The sequence below is a fragment of the Pseudonocardia parietis genome (genome assembly GCF_017876315.1).
Taxonomy (GTDB): Bacteria; Actinomycetota; Actinomycetes; order Mycobacteriales; family Pseudonocardiaceae; genus Pseudonocardia; species Pseudonocardia parietis.
In genome coordinates this window covers 3,265,623-3,286,717 of the sequence record NZ_JAGINU010000001.1, presented here as the reverse complement: position 1 = coordinate 3,286,717, position 21,095 = coordinate 3,265,623, and the positions used below count along the sequence as shown (strand labels likewise).

The window sequence follows — 21,095 nt, the reverse complement described above, 5'->3', positions numbered from 1 at the left end:
GGGTCCCGGCTCAGCCCCTCCGCTCGGCGGCGACGAGCTCGCGGGCTCGCGGGGCGACCTCCCGGCCGAACAGCTCGAGCGCGCCCGGCTCGTCGGAGGCGAGGACGAAGCCCGAGGTCCCGTGGGTCAGGGCGATGTCGGCGATCTGCTCGGCCCACTGCTCCGGTGGCCCGTCGAAGAGCCCGTCACCGGTGCCGGCGAACTGCCCGGCGATGTTGAGGTACCGGGTGACCGCGGCCGGGTCGCGGCCCGCGCCGGTGGCGCCCTCGTCGATGTGCGCGTTCATCGCCGCCAGCGACGCCGGCCCGTCCGGCAGGTACATCAGCGACGGCAGCCACCCGTCGGCGAGCCGTCCGGTCAGCCGCAGCATCCGGGGTTTGAGCGCCCCGATCCGGATCGGGATCGGATGCGCCGGGGAGGGGCCGCGCTTCGCGCCGTCGACCCGGTGGAACTCGCCGTCGACGCGCAGCCGGCCGGGCTCGTCGACCGCCCAGATCCCCCGCATGATCGCGATGGCCTCCTCGGTCGCGCGGACGGCCTGGCCGGGTTCGAGCCGGGGTCCGCCCATCGCGGCGACGGCGTCCCAGAACGCGCCGGCGCCGAGCCCCATCTCGAGTCGGCCGTCGCTGAGCAGATCCAGGCTCGCGGCGGCGCGGGCCAGTACCGCGGGCGGGCGCAACGGCAGGTTGAGCACGTTGCCGCAGATCCGGATCCGCTCGGTGCGGGCGGCGACGAACGACATGAGCGTCCAGGTGTCGGTGAACGCCGCCTGGTACGGATGGTCCTGGTAGGTGACGAGGTCCAGCCCGGCGCGTTCGGCGACGAGCGCGAGCTCGACGGGACGCATCGGGGGCTGGGCGACCGGCGTGACGAAGCAGCCGAAGGTCAGCTCGTGGCCGTAGTCGGTCATCGGGGACTCGCTTCCGGGGTGAGGGAGAAGGTGGGTGGGGACAGCGAGAAGTTGTCGTCGAAGACGCCGTCGGGGTCGTAGGTGGCCTTGAGTGCCCGCAGCCGGGCGAGGGTCCGCGGCGGCCAGGCCTGCTCGATCCGCTCGGGCGCCAGGCTCGTCTCGAAGCTGAGGTAGAGCCCGTCGAGGAACGGCGCGAGCAACGCCCACTGCTCGTCGACGGCGTCGGGATCGTTGCCCATGACGACGAGCGAGAAGTTCGGGGCCCGGTGCGGGTAGGCCGTGGCGTCCGGGGCGACGTCGGCGACCGCACCGCCCACCGAGCGCAGCTGGAACCAGTGCACGGCGCCGCTGCGGAGCACCCGGCTCGCGGTCGCCGCGAATTCGGGTGTGAGGTGGTGGACGAGCCCGCTGCGGGAGACCGGCTCGCCGCGCGAGACCGGTGCGTCGTCGCTCGCGTTCGCCATGATGTCGGCGTAGGACGTGATGGCCACCTGCTGCTCGTACATCGGGGCGAGCCCGGCCAGTGGCTGCAGCCTGGCCAGCACGGTGTCCGGGTCCGGTGAGTCGACGACGGTGCGGGTGAGCGCCACCGCCGGCTGCCTGCCGCGCGGCGGCGGCACGATGAGGAAGCTGGTGAGGTCGCGCGGGGACTCCTCGACCACCCGGCCCCACTCGACCAGGTAGTGCGTCGTGTCCCGGACGACCTGGGTGAGCGCGGCCCACGCCACCGGGCCGACCTCGTCGGCGGAGAACTCGAACGCCGTCACGATCCCGAAGTTGGCCCCTGCTCCGCGGACCGCCCAGAACAGGTCCGGGTTCTCCGCGTCGCTCGCCCGCACGACCGAGCCGTCGGCGAGCACCAGCTCCACCGCACGCAGCCGGTCGATCGTCAGCCCGTGCCCGCGGGCCAGGTAGCCGATGCCACCGGCGGTGGCCAGTCCCCCGACGCCGACGCCGCCGTAGTCGCCCGAGCTGATCGCCCAGCCGTACGGGGCCAGAGCGTTCGCGACGTCGGTCCAGCGGGCTCCCGGTCCGATCCGGACCCGGCGGGACGTCTCGTCGAGCACCTCGATGGTGTTCATCGGCGACACGTCGACGACGATGCCGCCGTCGTTGGTGGAGCGCCCGGACAGCCCGTGCCCCGCGCTGCGCCGCGACAGCGGCAGGTCGGGGTGCCGGCGGGCGAACGCCAGTGCGTCCACGACCTGCTCGGCGGTCGCGGCCTGCAGGATGATGCCCGGCGAACCGCCACGCAGGTATCCCCCGCGCAGACGCGCGTAGGCGAGGTCCCCGGGTTCGACGACCTCGGCCAGTCCGGTAGGGACTCCGTCGTAGTCGATGCCGGGTCTGCGCCGGGCGTGCGCCGCCGAGCGGCGCACGCGCACCCCGGCCGCGCCGTGCGGGAGCGCCGCATCGGCACCCGTCCGCACCGCCGGGACGATCTCGCGGGCGAACCGGGTCAGGGTCGCGGGATCGTCGGTGGCGAGATCGAGCACGATCGTCCCCACCCCCTGCTCGACGACGAGCTCCAGCAGCGCGGCCGCCCAGCCGTCACCGCTCGCGGCGGGAACGGTCACCCACCGGCGGATCTCGCGCGGGTCGCGCCCGGCGTCCCGGGCGGCCGCGTCGACGAGGAGCCGGCCCGCGGCGAGGTCGTCGGCGCTGGTCAGGGGCACCGACCAGCCGTCGGCGCGGGTGCCGGCCAGCCGCGCCAGGTCCGGGTTGCGCGGGTCCGGGCCGCTCACCGTGATCGGCACGTCGTGTGCGGGCGCCGCCTTCTGCGCCCCGGCGAGCCGGTGCCGCGGACCGTCGACGCGGGCGAGCCCGCGGTCGAGGACGTTCCACAGCTCGGCGACCACGTCGATCGTCTCGTCGCCGTCGTGCCCGGGCTCCCCCACCGTGATCCCGAGCTCGACCCGGCCGCCGCTGAGGTGGTCGAGTCCGGCGGCCGCCCGGGCGAGCACCGCCGGGTTCCGCGCGGTGCCGTCGTGCCCGTCGGTGCCGAGCCGGACCGTGCCGGTGACGGCGGCGATCCAGGACAGCAGCGTCCACGCCTCCGCGTCGGGGCGGTCCGGCCGGTCGGGTACGACGACGAGGTCGAGCCCCAGCTCGTCGGCCGCCCGGGCGAGTCGGACCGTCGGCGCCGGATCGGGCCCGACGGGCAGCCGGACACCGAACTCCACCGCGTGTCGATGGTCCGGCCGGGGCGGCCGGCCGTGCGGGGCCGTCATCGGCTGCTCGCTCCGCCGGCTCGTCCGCCGGCCGGCGGGTGTAGCCACGGGCACGGCAGGCGGCCGGCCGCGGGCATGACGGGGGTCTGTCACAGCGGCCACACTCTCGTCGTCCGGGCGGGGAGGCACCGCGCGGCGGGTATTGGGTCGCCGGTGACGCTACGGACCCCCCGGCCCGGGCGGATCGGGCATCCGATCGGTCATCGCCCGGGTCACCCACCGACCGTGATCCGGAGGTCGCCCGCGAAGTCGATGCGGGCGAGCTCGGTGCGGGAGGTGATGCCCAGCTTGGGATAGACGTTGCCCAGGTGGTGACCGACCGTGCGAGGGCTGATCAGCAACTGCGCCGCGATCTCCCGGTTGGTGAGCCGGTCCGCGGCCAGCTGCGCGACCCGCAGCTCCTGCGCGGTCAGCCCGGCCGCGTCCGCCGGTCCGGCCGCCCCGCGCACGCGCGGGCCCTCGCTCAGGGCCAGCTCGCGCAGTGCCCGCGCCCGCAGCGGTTCGGCACCGAGACGCTCGAAGGCCTGGGCGGCCCCGGTGAGGTGGCGCCCGGCCTCGGCCCGGCGGCGCGCCCGCCGCAACCACTCCCCGTGGAGCAACCGGGTACGGGCGTACTCGAACGGATCGTCCGGTGCGCCCGGCACCTCGAGGGCAGCCCGGTAGGACTCCTCCGCCTCCGGTCCACTCCGGACGAGCGCGCGGATCCGGTGCGCCGCGGCACGGGCCCAATTCGCGCCGGTCCGCCGGACCCAGCCGTCGATCATCGCGATCTGCGGCTCGACGACGTCGAGCCGGCCGACCTGCACCGCCGCCTCGACGGTGTCCGCGGCGGCGAGGAGCGCGCACGTGTGGTGGGCCGCGTCGTGGCCCGGCTCGGACAGGCGCAGGAGGTGGTCCAGCGCCTCCCGCGGGCGGCCGGCGAACAGCGCCGCCCGGCCCCGCTGCCAGTACGCGTTCGCACTCAGCGCCCGCACTCCGCGCGGGACCGAGGCCGCGAGTACCCGGGTGGTGAGGTCGTCGACGGTGTGCTCGTCGCCGCGGGGGGCGGCCAGGGACGCCAGGATGAGCCGGCACTGGGTGGCCACATTCTCCGTTCCGACCTCCTCGGCAGGCTCCAAGGCCTCGACGGCCGCGTTCCCGGCGGCGTCCCACCTGCCCGCGGTGACGTCGAGGACCGCGGTCTGGACGAGCAACGCCGCCGGCGCGATGACCTCCTGGCGCCGCCGCAGCGCGGCGGTCTGCATGCGCAGCACGTCGTGCAGCGGGCCGTCGACACCCCAGGACTGCAACAGCGAGAGCGGCGGCAGCAGGCCCCACGCCCGCGTCCCCAACCGGTCCGCGAGATCGCCGACCGTCGCCGGGTCGACCGGGGCGGCAGGGCCGGTCGCGTCGTGGCAGGTCCACCAGGAACACAGCAGGGGCACCAGCTCGGACAGGGTGGGATCGCCACGGGTGTCCACGGCCGCCAGCCGCTCCAGCGCCTCCTGCTGGAGGTCGTCCCGCCCGGCCGACCACGCGGAGCGGACCGCCATCGAGCCCATTTCCATGACCCCGTGGAGATCCTCGACGACGGCCATGTCCGAGGTCAGGTAGTGATGGGCACGCTCCGGCACGCCGTAGGCGAACTCGAGGAACCCGCGCAGCCCGCGGCTCAGGCGGGCGACGTGGCGCTCGCCGACCAGCTGCTCGGCGTCGTCGAGCAGCCGCCGGGCCGCCCCGGAGTCCCCCGCGGCCCATGCGGCACGGGCGGCGGCCGCGAGCCGGCGCGCCGCGTCGCCCTCGTCCGGGGACAGCTCGGCGGCCCGCCGCAGCGTGCGGACCGCCGTCGGCCCGGCGCTGCGCCGCAGCGACTGCTCCGCTGCCTGCTCGAGCAGCGCGGCGACGTCCTCGTCGGCCGTATCGGCCGCGGTGGCCAGGTGCCAGGCCCGTTCCGCGGTGGCGTCGCTCGGCAGGGCGGCGGCCAGCGCGCGGTGGGCGGCCTGCCGCTGGGCGAAGGGCGTGCCGTCGTAGACGGCCGCCGGGATCAACGGGTGCCGGAACTCCAGCCGAGGCCCCGGAGCTCGGACCAGACCGGAGCGCAGGAGCTCGTCCCAGGTCGACATGTCCACGCCCCAACCGGCCCCCGCACGGTGCACCACGTGCCGGTCGCCCCGCTCCTCGGCGGCGGCCAGCAGCAGCAGCGCACGGGCCGGGGGCGTCATGGCCGCGGCCCGGGCGACGAACGCCCGCCGCAGCCGCGGCCCGACCGTCATCAGGTCGCCGGGCCGTCCGGGCACCGGGTCGGTGTCGGGTTCGTGGTCGATCGTGGGCAGCTCGTGCAGCGCCAGCGGGTTCCCGCCGGCCGCCCGGACCGTCCGGTCGACCAGGTCCTCGGCCGCTCCGGGCACCGCGGCGGCGACGAGTGTGCGGGCGTCCTCCTCGGCCAGACCGACGACCTCTCGTGCCGGGAGCCCCTCCCACATCCCGGAATGCGGGTCCTCGTGGCCGGTGAGGAGCACCGCGACCGGATCGGCACCGATCCGGCGCGCGAGGAACCCCAGGCAGTGCGCCGTCGCCTCGTCCACCCACTGGGCGTCGTCCACGACGACGAGCACCGGGCGTTCCCGGGCCATGTCGCAGACCAACGACAGCACGGCCGCGCCGACGAGGAACCGGTTGGTCTCGTCACGGCTCAGCCCCAGCGCGCCGCGCAGCGCAGCGGCCTGCGGAGCGGCGAGCGTGGCCAACCGGTCCATCACCGGCCAGAGCAGCTCGTGCAGGGCGGCGAACGCGATCCCCGCCTCCATCCGGGTGCCTCGGCAGCGCAGCACCGTGACGTCGGATGCGGTGTCGACGGCGTACTCGAGCAGAGCCGTCTTGCCGATGCCCGGCTCACCCCACAGCACGAGCCCGGACCCCGCGCCGGCGGCCGCGCGGGCCAGCACCCTGTCGAGCTCCGCGATCTCCACGCCCCGCCCGAACAGCTCCGTGCCCCACCCCTGGGTCTCGCAGCCGGTCCGGGCCGGGAAGCTTGTCGAGGCTGTTGGTCGCCGCCGTTGCAGGCGCCGGGCCGGCAGGAACAGCTGGTCGCCCGGTGCCCCGTTGGTGCGGCGTCGCGGCTCCGCCGGCAGGCCGACGTCGTGATAGTGCCGCACCGCTCGCACGGTGGTGCCGGCGAGATCGGCGACTTCGGGGGCGCTCCAGGCCACAGCTGTTCCTTCCGTGTGTCGGCGCGGGTCAGGGGTGCGCCGGCCGGCGCCGGCGGTCGGCCTCCGACAGCCCCGTGCACAGGGCCTGCCTGCGCCACGACTGCAGGATCTCCGGGGTGATCCGCCGGTCGGCGTACCGCCCGGCCCGGCCGGTACGCACGACGATGTTGACGGGCTCGCTGCTGCTCATGGCGGTCGCTCTCTCTCCGGTCGCTCTGCTGTCGGGTCTCAGACTCCCGAGGACGGCGCCCGGGCCGCGTCGGTGGAAGTCCCTGATCCCGTCACCGAGCACGCAGATCCCGTCACCGAGCGCGGCTCAGGAAGGCCGGCCTCCCGGAGACCCGGTCTCCCCCGCGGGGTTCGCATCGGTGAGAATCACCTAATCGATCTCGTGCCGACGCCCAGGAAGGACCGCCCGATGCTGATGGGCCGGCACGTCGAGCACGAGGTGGTCGAACGCCTGCTCGCCCGGACCCAGGCGGGCGACAGCGGCGTACTGGTGGTGCGCGGTGAGGCCGGCATCGGCAAGACCGCCGTGCTGCAGCACGTCCGGGCGTCGGCCGTGGCGGCCGGGTTCCGGGTCGAGGACGCGGCCGGGGTGGAGGCGGAGGCGGCGTTCGCGTTCGCGGGCCTGCACCAGTTGTGTGCACCGTTGCTGGCGCGGGCGACGGAGCTTCCCGAGCCCCAGCAGGCCGCCCTCGGGGTGGCGTTCGGGATGCGCGAGGGTGCTGCGCCGGACCGGTTCCTGGTCGGGCTGGCCGTGCTGAGCCTGCTGGCCGAGGTGGCCGAGGACGGGCCGTTGCTGTGTGTGGTGGATGATGCGCAGTGGCTAGACCAGGCGTCCGCGCAGGTCCTGGCGTTCGTGGCCCGGCGGGTGGCGGCCGAGCGGGTGGTGATGGTGTTCGCGCTGCGCGACTCCGGTGCGACCGACGTCGAGGCGTTCACCGGATTGCCGGAGCTGCACCTGGAGGGGCTGGCGGAGTCCGACGCCCGGACGTTGCTGGCCACCGCGGTCCGCACGCCGCTGGACGACATGGCGCGCGACCGGATCGTGGCCGAGGCGCGCGGCAACCCGCTGGCGCTGCTGGAGCTACCCCGGGGTGCGCCGACGGTGCGGCCGGCGGGCGGGTTCGAGCTGCCCGAGGTGGTGAGCGTTCCGCGCCGGGTCGAGGACGGTTTCCGTCGCCGCGCGGGCAGCCTGCCGCCCGATACGCAGCTGCTGCTGGTGGTCGCCGCGGCCGAGCCGACCGGCGATGCGGCGCTGCTGTGGCGTGCGGCCGGAGAGCTGGAGATCGCCCGTAAGGCGGCCGCGCCCGCGGAGGCCGCCGGGCTGCTGGAATTCGGCACCCGGGTGCGGTTCCGGCACCCGCTGGTGCGCTCGGCGGTCTATCGGGCGGCCACACCACCCGACCAGCGCCGAGCGCACGGCGCACTGGCCGGTGTCACCGACCCGCAGGTCGACCCCGACCGGCGCGCCTGGCACCGCGCGCAGTCGGTGGTGGGCACCGACGAGGAGGCCGCCGCGGAGCTGGAGCGTTCGGCCGGTCGGGCCCGCGCCCGTGGCGGAGTGGCCGCCGCGGCGGCGTTCCTCCAGCGCGCGGCCGAGCTGACCCCCGAGCCGGCCGTCCGGGCGGGACGGGCCCTGGAGGCTGCGCACGCCAAGCACGGGGCCGGTGCGTCCGAGGCCGCCCTGGAACTGCTGACGGTCGCGGCGACCGGGCCGCTGGACGATCTGCAGCAGGCCCGCCTCGAGCTGCTGGGCGCCCAGATCGCGTTCCACCTGGCGCGAGGCGGTGAGGGACCGCGGATGCTGCTGGACGCCGCCAGGAGCCTCGCCCCGCTGGACCCGGCGCTGTCCCGCGACACCTACCTGGAAGCGCTCGATGCGGCGCTCGTCACCGGCGGCCTCGGCCCCGGCGGCGGCGTGCGAGCGGTGGCCGAAGCCGCCCGGGCCGCACCCGCACCACCGGAGTCACCGAGGCCGGCGGACCTGTTGCTCGACGGGCTGGTCACCACGTTCATGCAGGGCTACGCGGCAGGCGTGCCCGGGCTGCGGCGCGCGTTGGACGCCTTCGCCCGCCACGAGCGAGACGCTCGTGCCGAGAACGACAGCGACGACCGCCGCTGGCTGTGGCTGGCCGGCCGAACCGCGATGGCGGTCTTCGACGACGAGATGGTCCACGCGCTGGCCGCTCGTCACGTCCGGCTGGCCCGTGAGGCCGGCGCGCTGGCCACGCTCCCCGCCGCGCTCCTCGTCCAGTCCGTCATGCTGGTGCTCTCCGGTGAGTTCTCCCGGGCCGCCGAGCAGACCGCGATCGCGGCCGCGACCAGAACGGCGCCCCTGCTCCATGGTCAGCTCATCCTGGCCGCCTGGCGCGGCCGCCCGGAGGAGAGCACAGAGATCCACGCGACCATGGTCCGGGAAGCTGCCGGACGTGGGCGCGGCACCGAGGACTCGTTGGCGCAGTACGCCATGGCGGTGCTGCACAACGGTCTGGGCGACTACCCAGCGGCTCAGGCCGCTGCGACGCGGGCTTTCGAGTCCGCCGAGCTGACCCACAGCAACCTGGCCCACTCCGAACTCATCGAAGCGGCATGCCGTACCGGCCAACCGGAGCGCGCGGCCGATGCGCTGGACCAGCTCTGCTCACGGGCGCTGGCCAGCGGCACCCCGTGGGGGCTCGGGCTGGCCGCGCGCTCACGGGCGTTGGCCAGCACCGGCCCGGCCGCCGAGGAGCATTACCGCGAGGCGATCGAGCGGCTCCGAGAATGCCGGATGGCCACCCAGCTGGCCCGCGCTCATCTCGTCTACGGCGAGTGGCTACGCCGCCAGGGCCGCCGCCAGGCCGCCCGCCAGCAGCTCCGCACCGCCCACCAGCTGCTGTCGGACATGGGCGCGGAAGCGTTCGCCGCGCGCGCCGCCCGCGAGCTACGCGCCACCGGCGAGCGCCCGCGCAGCCGATCCGCCCAGCCCTCGGATGCGCTCACCGCGCAGGAGCTGACGATCGCCCGGCTGGTGGCCACCGGGGCGACCTCCCGCGAGGTCGGCGCCCAGCTGTTCCTCAGTCCGCGCACGATCGAGGCGCACCTGCGCAGCATCTTCCGCAAGCTCGACATCGGCTCCCGCCGGCAGCTGCGGGACCTGCAGCTTCCCTGACAGCTCTGCGGCTTCCCCGACGGCGGGGGGGCTGGTCGTGCGCGGGGGATTCCGCCCGTAGCGGGTCGACCGATCGACCGACCGATCCGGTGAGGCCGGGGCGCGGCAAGACTTCGGTCGGCCGCCCGGACGTCGTCGCGGCCGAGCCCCGATCGTCACCACCCAGGAGTCGCCGTGACCCGTGTGCGCCACCCGGCCCGCGCCGCAGTCCTCGAGGAGAAGGACGGCCCGTTCGTCTGGCAGGACATCGAGATCGACGACCCCCGGCCCGACGAGGTGCTGGTCCGCATGGTCGCGACCGGCATCTGCGCCACCGACGCCCACGTCCGCCGGCAGCAGCTGCCGGTCCCGCTCCCGGTCGTCCTCGGTCACGAGGGCGCCGGCATCGTGGAGCGGGTCGGCTCGGCGGTCGCCGGCCTCGAACCGGGCGACCACGTGGTCCTGAGCTACCACTCCTGCGGCCGGTGCCCGTCGTGCGTCTCCGCCCACCCCGCCTACTGCGACCTGGCCCGGGAGGCGAACTTCGCCGCCGCCCGGCTGGACGGCACCCAGGGGCTGCACCGCACGGGAGCCGAGCTGCACGGCCACTTCTTCGGCCAGTCGTCGTTCGCCACCCACGCACTGACCCACCAGCGGAACACCGTGAAGATCCCGTCGGACATCCCGCTGGAGCTCGCCGCTCCACTCGGGTGCGGGATGCAGACCGGTGCGGGCGGCGTGCTCCAGGCCTTCTCGGCCTCGCCCGGCGTGTCGATCGGTGTCATCGGGGTCGGCGCGGTGGGCCTCGCCGCGGTGATGGCGGGCAACGTGGTCGGAGCCCGCACGGTGGTGGCGGTCGACGTGGACGCGGCCCGGCTCGACCTGGCCCGTGACCTCGGAGCAACGCACGTGATCGACGTCCGGGAGACCGCGGACCTGTCCGGCGCGCTGCGGACGGTCACGTCCCGCGGGCTGGACATCGTGCTGGAGACCAGCGGCCGGGCGGAGAACCTGACCGCGGCCGTCGACTCGCTGGCCCCGCGGGGACGGGTCGGGATCGTGACGTTCGAGCAGGGCGCCGGCGGCGAGGTCACCTCACCGCAGCTCGCGCTCGGGCGATCGGTGCACGGCATCGCCCAGGGCGACGCCGTCTCGCCGCTGTTCCTCACCATGCTGGCCGACCTCTGGCGAGCCGGACGCTTCCCCGTCGACCGGCTCGTCACCTCCTACGACGCCGACGACATCAACCAGGCGTTCGACGACGCCGCAGCCGGACGCGTGGTCAAGGCCGTGCTCCGGTTCCCCCTCTGAACCCCTCGGAAAGGACCTCGCGACCATGTGCGACAAGACCCAACGGCCGATCGTGGCGACCGACGAACCCGGATTCTTCGGGATCGACAACTACGGTTTCCCGGCCAATCTCGACGACCCGCTCGACCCACCGGAGTACTACCCGCCCTACCTCGACACCGAGCACTTCCGGACCTACCGCTACCACGTCGAGGAACTGCGGGACGGCTTCTACTGGGTCACCAGCGCGGGCTACGACGCCGCGTTCGTCGTCACCGCGGAGGGCGTGATCGCGATCGACGCCCCGCCGACGATCGGCGAGAACATGGTCGCGGCGATCGAGAGCGTCACCGACAAGCCGGTGACCCACCTGATCTACAGCCACTGGCACACCGACCACATCGGAGCGACCCCGGTCTACGGGCCGGACGTGGAGATCATCGCGCACGAGATCACCAAGGAGCTCCTCGAACGGTTCCCCGACCCGAACCGCCCGCTGCCCACGGTGACCTTCCGCGACACCTACACGCTCACGGTCGGCGGCGTGACCCTGGAGCTCGCGTACAAGGGCGAGAACCACTGCCCCGGCAACATCTTCATCCACGCCCCCGCTCAGCGGGTGCTCACCGTCATCGACATCGTCAGCCCGGGCAGTGCCACGTTCATGCACTGCGACGCCTCGCAGAACATCTGGGCCTGGTACGAGTCCCACGCCCAGCTCCTCGAGTACGACTTCGACTTCTACGTCGGCGGCCACCACATGCACTACGGCACGTACGAGCAGGTGAAGACCTGTGTCGAGTACTTCGCCGACATCCACGAAGGCGCCATGGCCGCGGTACAGCGGTTCAGCCGCTCGGACCGGCTCGACGAGATCCTGACCGCGACCGGCCCCCACCGGGCCTGGGTGGGCTCCGAGAACGCGATCAACTCGATGGTCAACTACACGGTCAAGCACGTCCTGGAGAAGGAGACGAGCGACGGGCGGCTCTGGTCCGACCGGCTCGCCGGGGTGATCAGCCAGACCAAGTACCACGCGTACACCGTCGTCGAGGCCATCCGCCTGGAGCGGCCGCGACCGCAGGCGGGCTACCGGCTGCGCGGGGAGAACCCGCCGCCGTTCATCGCCTGAGACCGACTCGCACCAGGAGGATCACCGTGCAGGACACCACTGTGCGCTGGGAACTGCCCGAGGCATACGACACCGGTGACGGCGTCGTGCGGTGGGCACGGCTGGGCACGGGCGGGAGCCCGGTCGTCCTGGTCCACGGGACCCCGTACTCGTCCTATCTCTGGCGCGACGTCGCCCCGGCACTCGCCCGGACGCGCACCGTCCACGTGTTCGACCTCCTCGGCTACGGGAAGTCGGACAAGCACGAGGGCCAGGATCTCACGCTCGCGGCGCAGGCCCGCCGGTTCGCCCGGCTCCTCGAGCACTGGGGCCTCGACGAGCCGAGCGTGGTCGCGGGTGACATCGGCGGTGCGGTCGTGCTGCGCGCCCACCTGCTCGAGTCGGCCCGCTACCGGGATCTCACGATCTTCGACGCCGTCAGCGGCGGGAGCTGGGAACGCGGCCTGTTCCAGCTGGTGCGCGAGAACCCCGAGGTCTTCGCCGCGCTGCCCGGCTACGCGCACGAGGCCCTCGTCGCTGCTCATCTGCGGAACGCCGGCCATCGCGGTCTGCGTCCGGACGTCCTCGAGGCCTACCTCGCGCCCTGGCGCGGCGCGGAGGGCCGGCTCACCGCACACCTGCTCGACGAGCTGCCACCGGCCCGCGCGATCTGAACAACCATCCGACCACCAGGAGAACCCACCATGCCCGAGCTCAGCATCGGTACCGAGAACGGCAGCCCCGTAGAGCTGCACTACACCGACCAGGGTGCCGGCGATCCCGTCGTCCTGATCCACGGCTGGCCGCTGTCCGGCCGGTCCTGGGAGAGCCAGGTCCCCGCCCTGGTCGACGCCGGTCACCGCGTCATCACCTACGACCGCCGCGGCTTCGGCCGGTCCTCCCAGCCCTGGGACGGCTACGACTACGACACCTTCGCCGACGACCTGCACGCCCTGCTCGTCCACCTCGACCTGCGCGAGGTCACGCTGGTCGGCTTCTCGATGGGCGGCGGCGAGGTCGTGCGCTACATCGGCAGGCACGGCACCGACCGGATCGCGAAGGCCGTGCTCGCCGCAGCCGTCCCGCCCTACCTCTACAAGTCCGGCGACAACCCCGACGGCGGCCTCGACGGCGGCCTCGACGACGCCACCATCGAACGGTTCCGAGCGGGCGTGACCGGCGATCGGATCGCATTCCTCGACGGGTTCATGACGAACTTCTTCGCCTCCGGCGACCGCACCGACCTGATCAGCGAACCGAACCGCACCTACCACCGCGCGATCGCCGAGTTCGCCTCACCGAAGGGCACCCTGGACTGCATCACCGCGTTCGGGCGCACCGACTTCCGCGACGACGTCCAGAAGGTCTCCGACGCCGGGATCCCCACCCTGGTGATCCACGGCGATGCCGACGCGATCGTACCGTTCGAGGTCTCCGGAAAGCGCGCCCACGAGTCCATCAAGGACTCGCAGCTGGTCCTGATCGAGGGTGGCCCGCACGGCCTCAACGCCACCCACGCCGAGGAGTTCAACCGCGCGCTGATCACGTTCCTCGCGCGCTGAGCCACACCGGCACGGCGTAGTGCGCGAGGGCGCGCCGGATCCGGCTGAGAGTCCACCAGGCGTGCGTCCGCTCGCCGCTCCATCCCACGACTTCGAAGGGTCCACCTACTCATGAACGACCACACCGGCACCGTCCCGCCCGGCGTCGAGTACCACCGGGTACTGGCCGGCGACACCCGCCGCATCGGCCGCGGCCTGCTCGCGATCGCATTGTTGATCGGCGGCCTCACGGTCTTCGCCATCGTCCTCCTCCCGGCCGCAGCCCTGGTGGACGCATCGATCGGCACCGAGGGTCGCGTGGCCTACACGCCGCTGGTCCACGCCGCAGGCATGGTCGCCATCGCGCTGCTCATCCCGTGGAGCATGGCCATCCAGCGGTGGCTCTACGGGGTACCAGGACCGTCGCTCCACTCGGTGGTCTCGAAGTTCCGGTTCGACGTCTTCGGGCGGGCCCTGATGTTCACCGGCCCCGCCTGGGTCATCGTCCTCGTCATCCAGTACTGGAACCCGCTACCACAGTCCGCCTGGGCCTACTCGGACGTGCTCTGGATGCTGGCCGCCACGATCCTGCTCACGCCGCTCCAGGCCGCCGGCGAGGAGTACGGCCTGCGCGGACTCGTCCTGCGCGTCGCGGGAGGCTGGACCCGCGGAGCGCGAGCAGGACTCGCGGTCGGGGTGCTGGTGTCGAGCGGGATCTTCGCCGTGATCCACCTGTCCACCGACCCCTGGCTCAATCTCTCGTATCTGATCTTCGCCGTCGGCACCGCGCTGATCACCTGGCGCACGGGCGGGATCGAGATCGCGATCGTGTTGCACGCGGTGTACAACACGCTCACCTTCATCTTCGACGCCGCCCTCCGCACCGACGTCGCCACCGTCTCGACGGACCGTTCGGCAGGTGTCGGGACGGCCGCCGTGCTCATCCCGAGCGCCGTCGTCGTCGCCACCACGCTGGTCGTGTGGCTCTACACCCGCCGCACCGGACCCGCACGAACACCGGAGCTCGGCCGGCACGTCGCCGGCACGCCGGTCGGCGCGGTCGGCTGATCCGCGACGGCGCCCCGTCGTCGCCGGGAGCAGATCGTTCGGATCGGGTGGATACCGAACCAGCGCAGCACCGGAAGCCGGCCATGTTCGCGGCCGATCCTGCGGTTCAGGTCACGTCCGGCTTGACCATGCCGCAACGGCACACTGTCTGCTGCTCATGTCCTGGAGCAGCCGGACCACATCAAGAAAGAGGAGACCATGTTCGAGCACAAAGTTCTGAAGTTCACCTGGGGCTGGAAGGGGTTCGACTACGCCGCGATCGAGAACGAGCTCAACGACCTCGGCGCCGAAGGCTGGGAGACCGTCGGAACAATCGTGCCCAGCGTGGGAGCAGGGCAGTCGATCGAGATCGGGGTGATCCTCAAGCGGGCGCGGGGGTGACCCGCATCGACCTCGACCGGGCCGCATGACGTCGGCGCCGGCGGTCCATGTGCTGTGGAACCACCTCTCTCGGCACCGGCCACTGCGGTGACCCGGCTGTCTTGGCGATTTCCTGCAACGCCACGTCGGCGGTGGGAAAGGTGCGAAAGTGCTTCAACAACAGACCCCGGGCCCGCAGCGGCAGCTGATGCACTCGGCGACCGCAACCGCTCAAGGACAGGTCGATTCCGTGCCGCCCGGCGCTGTAGGGAGCGTGACACAGCGCTTCCAGCCCGGCGAGTTCGAAGCTGCTCACCGCACCGATGTCGAGCACCAGGTCGGTCACAGCCCGGTGTCGACCGGCGACGAGGTTCAGCTGGGCGCTGACCAGCCGTAACACGCCGGCTGCCACCGCCCGGTCCAGCCGCCCCGCCACGCGGATCAACCGCACCGCCGGACACGGCGCCTCCACGCGTATATCCACATCATTCGCCTCCGAAAGTTCGATGTCGGTGTCAACCTGCTCCGGCGCCATTACCGGAGACCCTGGCGACCAGCACCCCTCAGATTCCCCACCAACAGCTGGCACGTCCGGTCCGAGGTGTATCCATTGCGCCGCCGGCCGTCAGAATCCGGAAATCAGCAGATCGTCGACCTCGTGTCGAATCGCGTTGTGCACACCGAGCACACCTCGGACCCGGCGGACGACGTGATCGACCTGCTCCACCGTGCTGCGCAGATGCAGGAGGCCGTGCAGCCGGACATGGCCGTCGTCTACCGCGACCTCGATCCGGTGGTCCGTCGGGACGGGGTCGAGGGCGTGCTCGATCTCTGCCTGGATGTCGCCGTCGCGACGAAGTAGGAGCAGGCGCAGCACGTCGCGTCGAGTCAGCACACCGGACAGGTGTCCGGAAGAGTTGACCACGAACAGGCGGCCGATGACCGCGCCGGCCAACCACTCGGCCGCAGCGCCGACCGGGTCACTGTCGAGAGCCGTGGGCGCGGGCGCAGTCATCAACTCGGACGCGACCACCGCGTGCGCCTTGCGACGGCGGACTCGCGCCTGGGGACCGGCGAATCGCGCCGAGCCACCGGACGTGGCTCGGTAGGTGGCCATACCCAGTGCGTCGACCTCGCTGACCACGCCGACCAGGCGCCCCACGGGGTCGATCACAGGCAGCGCCTCGAGGTCGTGGGCGGCCAACATGCCCACGACCTCCTTGACGGGGGTGTCGAGCCCCACGCTGATCAGTGCGCGCGTCATCAGCGCCGAGACCGGAGACCTTGGCACGACTCCACCTCCCACGACCCTGGTGCGTCCACGATCACGGAGCACCTCGTTGTCGGTTCACTCCGCTTTCCGCGTTCGCCGGTGTTCGACAGCCGCGTCCTCGGCGGCACCTCCTTCGTGTCGAGGCGGGTACCCGGCCGACGAACACACTCGTACCACAAATTGCGAAGTTGCGAAATTATGCAACTCTACGGTAGCTTCTTTCCGAGAATGCGGTGTCGACCTACCCGACACCAGCACCCGTTCCGTCCGGGCCCAGCGACAGACGGGACCGAGGCCGGCAGACAGACATTCGTCGCTGCCGCCGCAGAAACCCCGAGCCGAAGGACCCCTTTCCATGCCTGCACATGATCACGGCGCCAGCCACCTCGAACATGTCTCCACCCAGATGAGCGCGGTGCTCGACCCGCTCGCCGCGCGCTGCGTCGGCCGGCCGGTCGAGGAGATCCGGCAGCTGATCATGCAAGATTGGCCCCGCCATCTCGGCAGTGAATTCACGACGATGGCGCTGACGGATACCGCACTCGCGCTCCGCGAAGGGCGACCCTGGTGTGCGGCGTTGTGGACCACCGGTCCAGCCCAGCGGACGCCCAGACCACGGAGCGCCTCCGCCACGATGCACGAGAGTGCTCCCGCACTCCACTGAGCCTTTGCCAACCGGACGAACGCGCTGGTCGGAGCGGGTACGGCGTAGCGTAACCACGAATGAATGAAGCCTGGTAGACGGGCGATTGCCTAGATCAACCGGCCACACCAGGAGCTTCACCTGCCGTCCTACCCATCCGGCATGGACCTGTCCAGTCGCACCCTCCCGCACGTCGCCGATCTCTTGCGGGCGCACCGCCGCCGGATCGGGCCACGCTGGCGGATCATGACCGCGGGCCGCCAGGCCAGACCATCGCCGTCGCCGCCCGCACGGCATTCGTCATCCTCGACGGCACCCTGCTGCGCATCGACCAGGTCGGCATGACCGCTGGCCGCGACCGGATCTACTACTCCGGAAAGCACAAGCGCCACGGGGTGAACGTGCAGGTCATCGCCGACCCGGCAGGCCGGCTGATGTGGATCTCACCCACGCTGTCCGAGTCCCGCCATGACATGGGTGCCGCCCGCGAACGACGACAGACTCCCAGCTGAACGTAGCGCCAAGGTGCCAGCCTTGACTTATATAAGCTACGACCGGTAGAATTCGTGCATGTGCACGCGTTCGACGTCCTCGGTGACCCGGTGCGCCGGCGCATTCTGGAGCTGCTCGCCGACGGTGAGCAGACCTCGGGCGCGATCACGGGCGTGATCCGGGCCGAGTTCGGACTCTCCCAGCCAGCTGTCTCACAGCATCTGCGCGTGCTGCGTGACAGCGGGTTCGCGTCGGTGCGGGCCGCGGGCGCTCGCCGGTTCTACGCCGTCGAGTCCGCGCCGCTGAGCGAGGTCGACGCGTGGTTGGACCGGTTTCGCCGATTGTGGGATCAGCGCCTCGACGCTCTGGGAACCGAGCTCGCCCGGGGAAAGCGGGCAGCCCGGAGCCCGACTGGTGAAAAGCTCACCCAACCGGCCGAGTTCAGCACTGATGCAGACAAGACCGATCCATCAGCGAAGGGGATATGACGATGAAGGACGTACTCGACGAACTGGCCGCCGCCCGCCGAAAGATGGGCACGGCGACCCTGCCCGCCGGTGAGGCCTACACCATGGAGCTGAGGCGTCGCTACGACGCGCACCTCGACGACGTGTGGGACGCCATCACCAGCCCCGAACGACTCAGCCGCTGGATGAAGCCGGTCACCGGCGACCTACGCCTCGGCGGGACATTCGAGCTGGATGGCGGCGAGCACGGTGAGATCCTCCGTTGCGAGCCGCCGCGCCTGCTGCGGGTGTCCTGGATGTTCGGGCCCGGGGCCGACGAGTGGCCAGGCACGAGCGAGGTCGAGGTGCGCCTGTCTCCTGGCTCGGCCGGGGACACAGAGTTCGAGCTCATCCACGCCGCGGCCGTCGGAGAGCCCATGTTTCCCATCTACGGCCCCGGTGCCGGCGGCGTCGGCTGGGACCTGCACCTCCTCACCCTCGCCAGGTTCCTGGGCGACGGCGAGGTTCTTGACCACGAGGAGTTCCGGGCATCGCCTGACGGACACGAGTTCAGCCGGCGCAGCGCCGCCGCCTGGGGCGAGGCCCACCTGGCCGGCGGCGGCGAACCCGACCACGTCGCGGCCGCCGTCGAGGCCACTACCGCGTTCTACCTGCCCACCGGTGACGCGTCGGCCGGGCGAGCGGGTCAGCGCTGAGCTGAAGAACCGGCGCTGCCCGGCCCGTTCACACCATCGACATCGGACCCGTGGCCGATCTCGTGCAGGTCGAACGGCACACGGTGATCCCCCTGGGTGCCGCAGCTACCGGGCGCTCCTGGACACGTCCGTCGAGTTCATGTGTACCCCTCACCGGTCGTGCCGGAATCGCAGTCCGGCGTGACCGCGCCGGCCCGGCGGCACGGAGCCGCGGTGCCCGCAGTCAGGAGGTGCGCAGTTCTTCGAGCAGTTGCATCTGGTCCGCCAACACCCCGGTCAAGATCGACCGAGCCACCGCCATCAACTGTGACACCTCCGGACTGGTCAGCGAGTAGTACACCGCGGATCCCTGTTTGCGGGTCCGGACCAAACCGGCACGGCGCAGCACCGCCAGCTGCTGGGACAGGTTCGCCGACTCCACATCGATCTCGCCCAGCAACTCCGACACCAGATGCTCTCTGATGCAGAGCAGTTCCAGAACCCGGACTCGAACCGGGTGGCCGAGGCTCTTGAAGAACTCTGCCTTCGCGAGATAGAGGGGCCGCGCCGTCTCGGGCGATCCTGCTGCCCGGTCCTTCGCCACGACCCTGCGTTCCGCAGCCGAGGTGAGCGTCTAGTACGCGGATTGCGGTCTTGACCTGCGGAAATGAGAGCGAGGACGCGCAGCGCGTGTGTTACTAGGCGGCGGCGTTGTGCCTGGTCAGCGACCTGCGGGGGTGATCTCGATGATCTTCTTGGGGAGGGAGAGGTCGAGTCGGGCGTAGAGGTCGGTCTGGGGCTTGGTGGGGTCGGTGCGCTGGCGGAATGTCCCGGTGGGGCCGGTGAAGGTGACGGCGTGGAGTCGGTCGAGGTCGCGGCGGATGTGGTGCCAGGTCTGGCCGGTGGTGGTCTCGGCGATGCGGATGAGCAGTAGCGCGAGCCAGCAGAGCATGACGTGGGCGCGGATGCGTTCTTCGAGGCGGTGATAGACCGGGCGCAGGTCGAGGATCTGTTTCATGTCGCGCCAGCCGCGTTCGACTTCGAGGAGTTGCTTGTAGCCCAGCGCGATATCGGTGGCGCTCAGGTGTGGGTCCGAGCAGCGCAGCAGGTACTTGCCGTCCAGGTTGGCCTCGGTCTTGATCTTCGCCTTGTCGATGCGCAGCAGCCCGCCGGGGGTGAGGCGCAGGTAGCGGTTCAGGCCGGGCTTGGTCGAGATCTTCCCGCGCAGCTCGCCGCGTTTCATCGTCGGGAGCTTGTCGGATCCGGCGATGAGCTCGTCGAGTTGGGCGACGAGCTGATCCCGGATGTGGGCGTCGCGCTCGGCGGCCTCGGGGTTGTGGCAGATGACGAACCGCTCGCTGTCGGAGACCTGCACTTCCTTGACCCGCATGTTCTCGCCGATGGTGGTGTAGCGGCCCTGCCGCGACAGGGCGGTCTTGATCTCCGGGCTGTCCGAGCGGAGCTTCTCGCCGATGATGTAGGTGTGCTCGCCGCGACGTAGGTAGCGGCGGTTGGCTTGTGAGGAGAAGCCGCGGTCGGCGACCCACACGATCTTGGACAGGGTCCAGTCCCGCATGTCGTCGCGGACCTGGCGGATCAGTTTCGAGTCGGCGGTGTTGCCCGGCCAGCACCACACCCGCACCGGGATCCCCTCGCGGGTCACCGCCATCCCGATCACGATCTGGGGCAGGTCGTCGCGGGAGTCCTTCGACTTGCCGTAAGTCCGGAACCCGGCCGCGCTCTGCTCGTCGTCGGTGCCGTCCTGACCGTCCTGACCGTCCTTGCCGTCCCGGCCGGCCACGACCTGCCCGTGTTCGTCGCGGTCCACCGGGGTGTCGGGATCCTCCAGCTCGAAGTAGGTGGAGGTGGTATCGAAGAACAGCAGGTCGACCTCGAGGTTGAGCAGGTTCGCGACCTGGGCAAACACCTCGCGCTCCAGGTGTTCGCGCACGTCGTGGAGCCAGTCCATCGCCCGGTAGCAGACATCGTCGGAGGTCTCGGGCAGGCCGTCGATGTGCACATCGTTCGAGATCCAGTCCGCGGCGGCCAGCTTCGACGACGGCGCCAGGGCCCGATTGGCGACCAGCCCGAACAGCACCCGCTCGAACGGCGCGCTGCCCCGCCGCTTGGCCAGCAACCTGTTGAGCACCGTGTCGATGCCCAGCCGGCGCCACAGCCCGTCGAGGACATCCGTGCCGCCCAGCGGGCGCGAGCCGAGCAAGCTCAGATCCGAACCGGCGGTGGCCTTGAGCGCCGCTGCCGGGTCGAGCAGCCGTGACAGCGACACGATCAGCCGCTCGATCGCCGCGGTGTCGACCTGATCGGTCCGCCCGAAGCTGTAGAGGATCTTGGTGCGAGCGGCGCGGGCGGCGGGGTCCCAGTCGTTGTGGACCAGTTGCAGGTAGGACACCCGGGTCCCGTTGCGGTTCTGCCGCTTCACCTCCCGCAAGAACATGTCCCAGAGCCTATCGACATCCAGCCACGTCAATCAACCTACACGGGACGATTCGTGTACTAGGCGTTCACGCGGTCGAACACTAGGCGCGGGCCGCTGACCTGCCCACACCGCCCAGACGTGTCCCAGGATCCACCATCAGCTGCGGAACGCAGGACGACGCCTCCCTCGCTCACGGATCCCGTCCATAGGGCGCCCGCTCACTCCTGCGACGCAGCCCCGGACCTGGTTGCCGATTTCAGCAACTATGCAAGTC

18 protein-coding genes and 1 pseudogene are annotated in these 21,095 nt (G+C 71.8%); 11 read left to right on the top strand and 8 right to left on the bottom strand.

The genetic code is table 11. The features are described from left to right. Positions 1-10 precede the first annotated feature (10 nt). The 4 genes from JOF36_RS15585 to JOF36_RS15570 all read right to left on the bottom strand — a co-directional run bounded on the left by JOF36_RS15585 (position 11) and on the right by JOF36_RS15570 (position 6,519). On the bottom strand, positions 11-910 hold the full coding sequence (locus tag JOF36_RS15585) for an LLM class flavin-dependent oxidoreductase (RefSeq protein WP_210027573.1): 900 nt from the start codon (positions 908-910) through the stop codon (positions 11-13). After that, entirely contained in the window at positions 907-3,141 is a 2,235-nt protein-coding gene (locus JOF36_RS15580) for an LLM class flavin-dependent oxidoreductase (protein WP_210027572.1), read from the bottom strand. The genes JOF36_RS15585 and JOF36_RS15580 overlap by 4 nt, the downstream gene beginning before the upstream one ends. Before the next feature lie 212 nt (positions 3,142-3,353). Then, positions 3,354-6,329: an AAA family ATPase gene (locus tag JOF36_RS15575; protein ID WP_210027570.1), complete on the bottom strand. Its 2,976-nt coding sequence runs from the start codon at positions 6,327-6,329 to the stop codon at positions 3,354-3,356. Between the two features lie 28 nt (positions 6,330-6,357). Further along, on the bottom strand, positions 6,358-6,519 hold the full coding sequence (locus tag JOF36_RS15570; protein ID WP_210027568.1) for a hypothetical protein: 162 nt from the start codon (positions 6,517-6,519) through the stop codon (positions 6,358-6,360). 201 nt (positions 6,520-6,720) lie between these two features. Between JOF36_RS15570 and JOF36_RS15565 the strand changes: the two genes are divergently transcribed. The 7 genes from JOF36_RS15565 (at position 6,721) to JOF36_RS15535 (ending at position 14,856) form a co-directional block, all read left to right on the top strand. After that, entirely contained in the window at positions 6,721-9,486 is a 2,766-nt protein-coding gene (locus JOF36_RS15565; protein ID WP_307862394.1) for an ATP-binding protein, read from the top strand. Positions 9,487-9,660: 174 nt separating this feature from the next. Continuing rightward, entirely contained in the window at positions 9,661-10,776 is a 1,116-nt protein-coding gene (locus tag JOF36_RS15560; protein ID WP_307862393.1) for an NAD(P)-dependent alcohol dehydrogenase, read from the top strand. Between the two features lie 25 nt (positions 10,777-10,801). Next, positions 10,802-11,887 (top strand): MBL fold metallo-hydrolase, encoded by a 1,086-nt coding sequence (locus JOF36_RS15555; RefSeq protein ID WP_210027566.1) that lies wholly within the window; start codon positions 10,802-10,804, stop codon positions 11,885-11,887. 26 nt (positions 11,888-11,913) lie between these two features. Then, positions 11,914-12,540, top strand: a complete 627-nt coding sequence (locus JOF36_RS15550; protein ID WP_307862392.1) for an alpha/beta fold hydrolase — start codon at positions 11,914-11,916, stop codon at positions 12,538-12,540. Positions 12,541-12,570: 30 nt separating this feature from the next. Next, entirely contained in the window at positions 12,571-13,428 is an 858-nt protein-coding gene (locus JOF36_RS15545) for an alpha/beta fold hydrolase (RefSeq protein ID WP_210027564.1), read from the top strand. 111 nt (positions 13,429-13,539) lie between these two features. Continuing rightward, entirely contained in the window at positions 13,540-14,475 is a 936-nt protein-coding gene (locus tag JOF36_RS15540; protein ID WP_210027562.1) for a CPBP family intramembrane glutamic endopeptidase, read from the top strand. 198 nt (positions 14,476-14,673) lie between these two features. Beyond that, on the top strand, positions 14,674-14,856 hold the full coding sequence (locus tag JOF36_RS15535) for a DUF4177 domain-containing protein (protein WP_210027559.1): 183 nt from the start codon (positions 14,674-14,676) through the stop codon (positions 14,854-14,856). Here the strand turns inward: JOF36_RS15535 and JOF36_RS15530 are convergent. Both JOF36_RS15530 and JOF36_RS41675 read right to left on the bottom strand, forming a co-directional pair. Beyond that, positions 14,837-15,370 (bottom strand): STAS domain-containing protein, encoded by a 534-nt coding sequence (locus JOF36_RS15530; protein WP_210027557.1) that lies wholly within the window; start codon positions 15,368-15,370, stop codon positions 14,837-14,839. The genes JOF36_RS15535 and JOF36_RS15530 overlap by 20 nt on opposite strands. A gap of 90 nt (positions 15,371-15,460) precedes the next feature. After that, a complete protein-coding gene (locus JOF36_RS41675; protein ID WP_504739888.1) occupies positions 15,461-16,099 on the bottom strand; it encodes a CBS domain-containing protein in 639 nt (212 codons plus the stop codon). A 364-nt stretch (positions 16,100-16,463) separates the two neighbouring features. Here JOF36_RS41675 and JOF36_RS15520 point away from each other — a divergent pair, with 364 nt between their 5' ends. The 4 genes and pseudogenes from JOF36_RS15520 to JOF36_RS15505 all read left to right on the top strand — a co-directional run bounded on the left by JOF36_RS15520 (position 16,464) and on the right by JOF36_RS15505 (position 18,405). After that, positions 16,464-16,772, top strand: a complete 309-nt coding sequence (locus JOF36_RS15520; RefSeq protein WP_210027554.1) for a hypothetical protein — start codon at positions 16,464-16,466, stop codon at positions 16,770-16,772. A gap of 120 nt (positions 16,773-16,892) precedes the next feature. After that, positions 16,893-17,242, top strand: a pseudogene (locus JOF36_RS38985) (transposase family protein); the annotation flags it as partial. An 81-nt stretch (positions 17,243-17,323) separates the two neighbouring features. Then, the gene (locus tag JOF36_RS15510) at positions 17,324-17,731 is read left to right on the top strand and encodes an ArsR/SmtB family transcription factor (protein WP_210027553.1); all 408 of its coding nucleotides are present in this window, start codon (positions 17,324-17,326) and stop codon (positions 17,729-17,731) included. Positions 17,732-17,733: 2 nt separating this feature from the next. Next, entirely contained in the window at positions 17,734-18,405 is a 672-nt protein-coding gene (locus JOF36_RS15505; RefSeq protein WP_210027552.1) for an SRPBCC domain-containing protein, read from the top strand. A gap of 223 nt (positions 18,406-18,628) precedes the next feature. On the opposite strand, the gene JOF36_RS15500 is transcribed toward JOF36_RS15505, so the two are convergent. Both JOF36_RS15500 and JOF36_RS15495 read right to left on the bottom strand, forming a co-directional pair. Next, entirely contained in the window at positions 18,629-18,988 is a 360-nt protein-coding gene (locus JOF36_RS15500) for an ArsR/SmtB family transcription factor (protein WP_210027551.1), read from the bottom strand. A 117-nt stretch (positions 18,989-19,105) separates the two neighbouring features. Beyond that, positions 19,106-20,839: an IS1634 family transposase gene (locus JOF36_RS15495; RefSeq protein WP_245350849.1), complete on the bottom strand. Its 1,734-nt coding sequence runs from the start codon at positions 20,837-20,839 to the stop codon at positions 19,106-19,108. Positions 20,840-21,095 lie beyond the last annotated feature (256 nt).

Bases quoted from the DNA above. Each gene is read 5' to 3' on its own strand.
- JOF36_RS15545 (WP_210027564.1), top strand. From the start codon at position 12,571: ATGCCCGAGCTCAGCATCGGTACCGAGAACGGCAGCCCCGTAGAGCTG.
- JOF36_RS15495 (WP_245350849.1), bottom strand. From the start codon at position 20,839: ATGTTCTTGCGGGAGGTGAAGCGGCAGAACCGCAACGGGACCCGGGTG.
- JOF36_RS41675 (WP_504739888.1), bottom strand. From the start codon at position 16,099: ATGACGCGCGCACTGATCAGCGTGGGGCTCGACACCCCCGTCAAGGAG.
- JOF36_RS15520 (WP_210027554.1), top strand. From the start codon at position 16,464: ATGCCTGCACATGATCACGGCGCCAGCCACCTCGAACATGTCTCCACC.
- JOF36_RS15535 (WP_210027559.1), top strand. From the start codon at position 14,674: ATGTTCGAGCACAAAGTTCTGAAGTTCACCTGGGGCTGGAAGGGGTTC.
- JOF36_RS15580 (WP_210027572.1), bottom strand. From the start codon at position 3,141: ATGACGGCCCCGCACGGCCGGCCGCCCCGGCCGGACCATCGACACGCG.
- JOF36_RS15570 (WP_210027568.1), bottom strand. From the start codon at position 6,519: ATGAGCAGCAGCGAGCCCGTCAACATCGTCGTGCGTACCGGCCGGGCC.
- JOF36_RS15505 (WP_210027552.1), top strand. From the start codon at position 17,734: ATGAAGGACGTACTCGACGAACTGGCCGCCGCCCGCCGAAAGATGGGC.
- JOF36_RS15555 (WP_210027566.1), top strand. From the start codon at position 10,802: ATGTGCGACAAGACCCAACGGCCGATCGTGGCGACCGACGAACCCGGA.
- JOF36_RS15540 (WP_210027562.1), top strand. From the start codon at position 13,540: ATGAACGACCACACCGGCACCGTCCCGCCCGGCGTCGAGTACCACCGG.
- JOF36_RS15530 (WP_210027557.1), bottom strand. From the start codon at position 15,370: ATGGCGCCGGAGCAGGTTGACACCGACATCGAACTTTCGGAGGCGAAT.
- JOF36_RS15585 (WP_210027573.1), bottom strand. From the start codon at position 910: ATGACCGACTACGGCCACGAGCTGACCTTCGGCTGCTTCGTCACGCCG.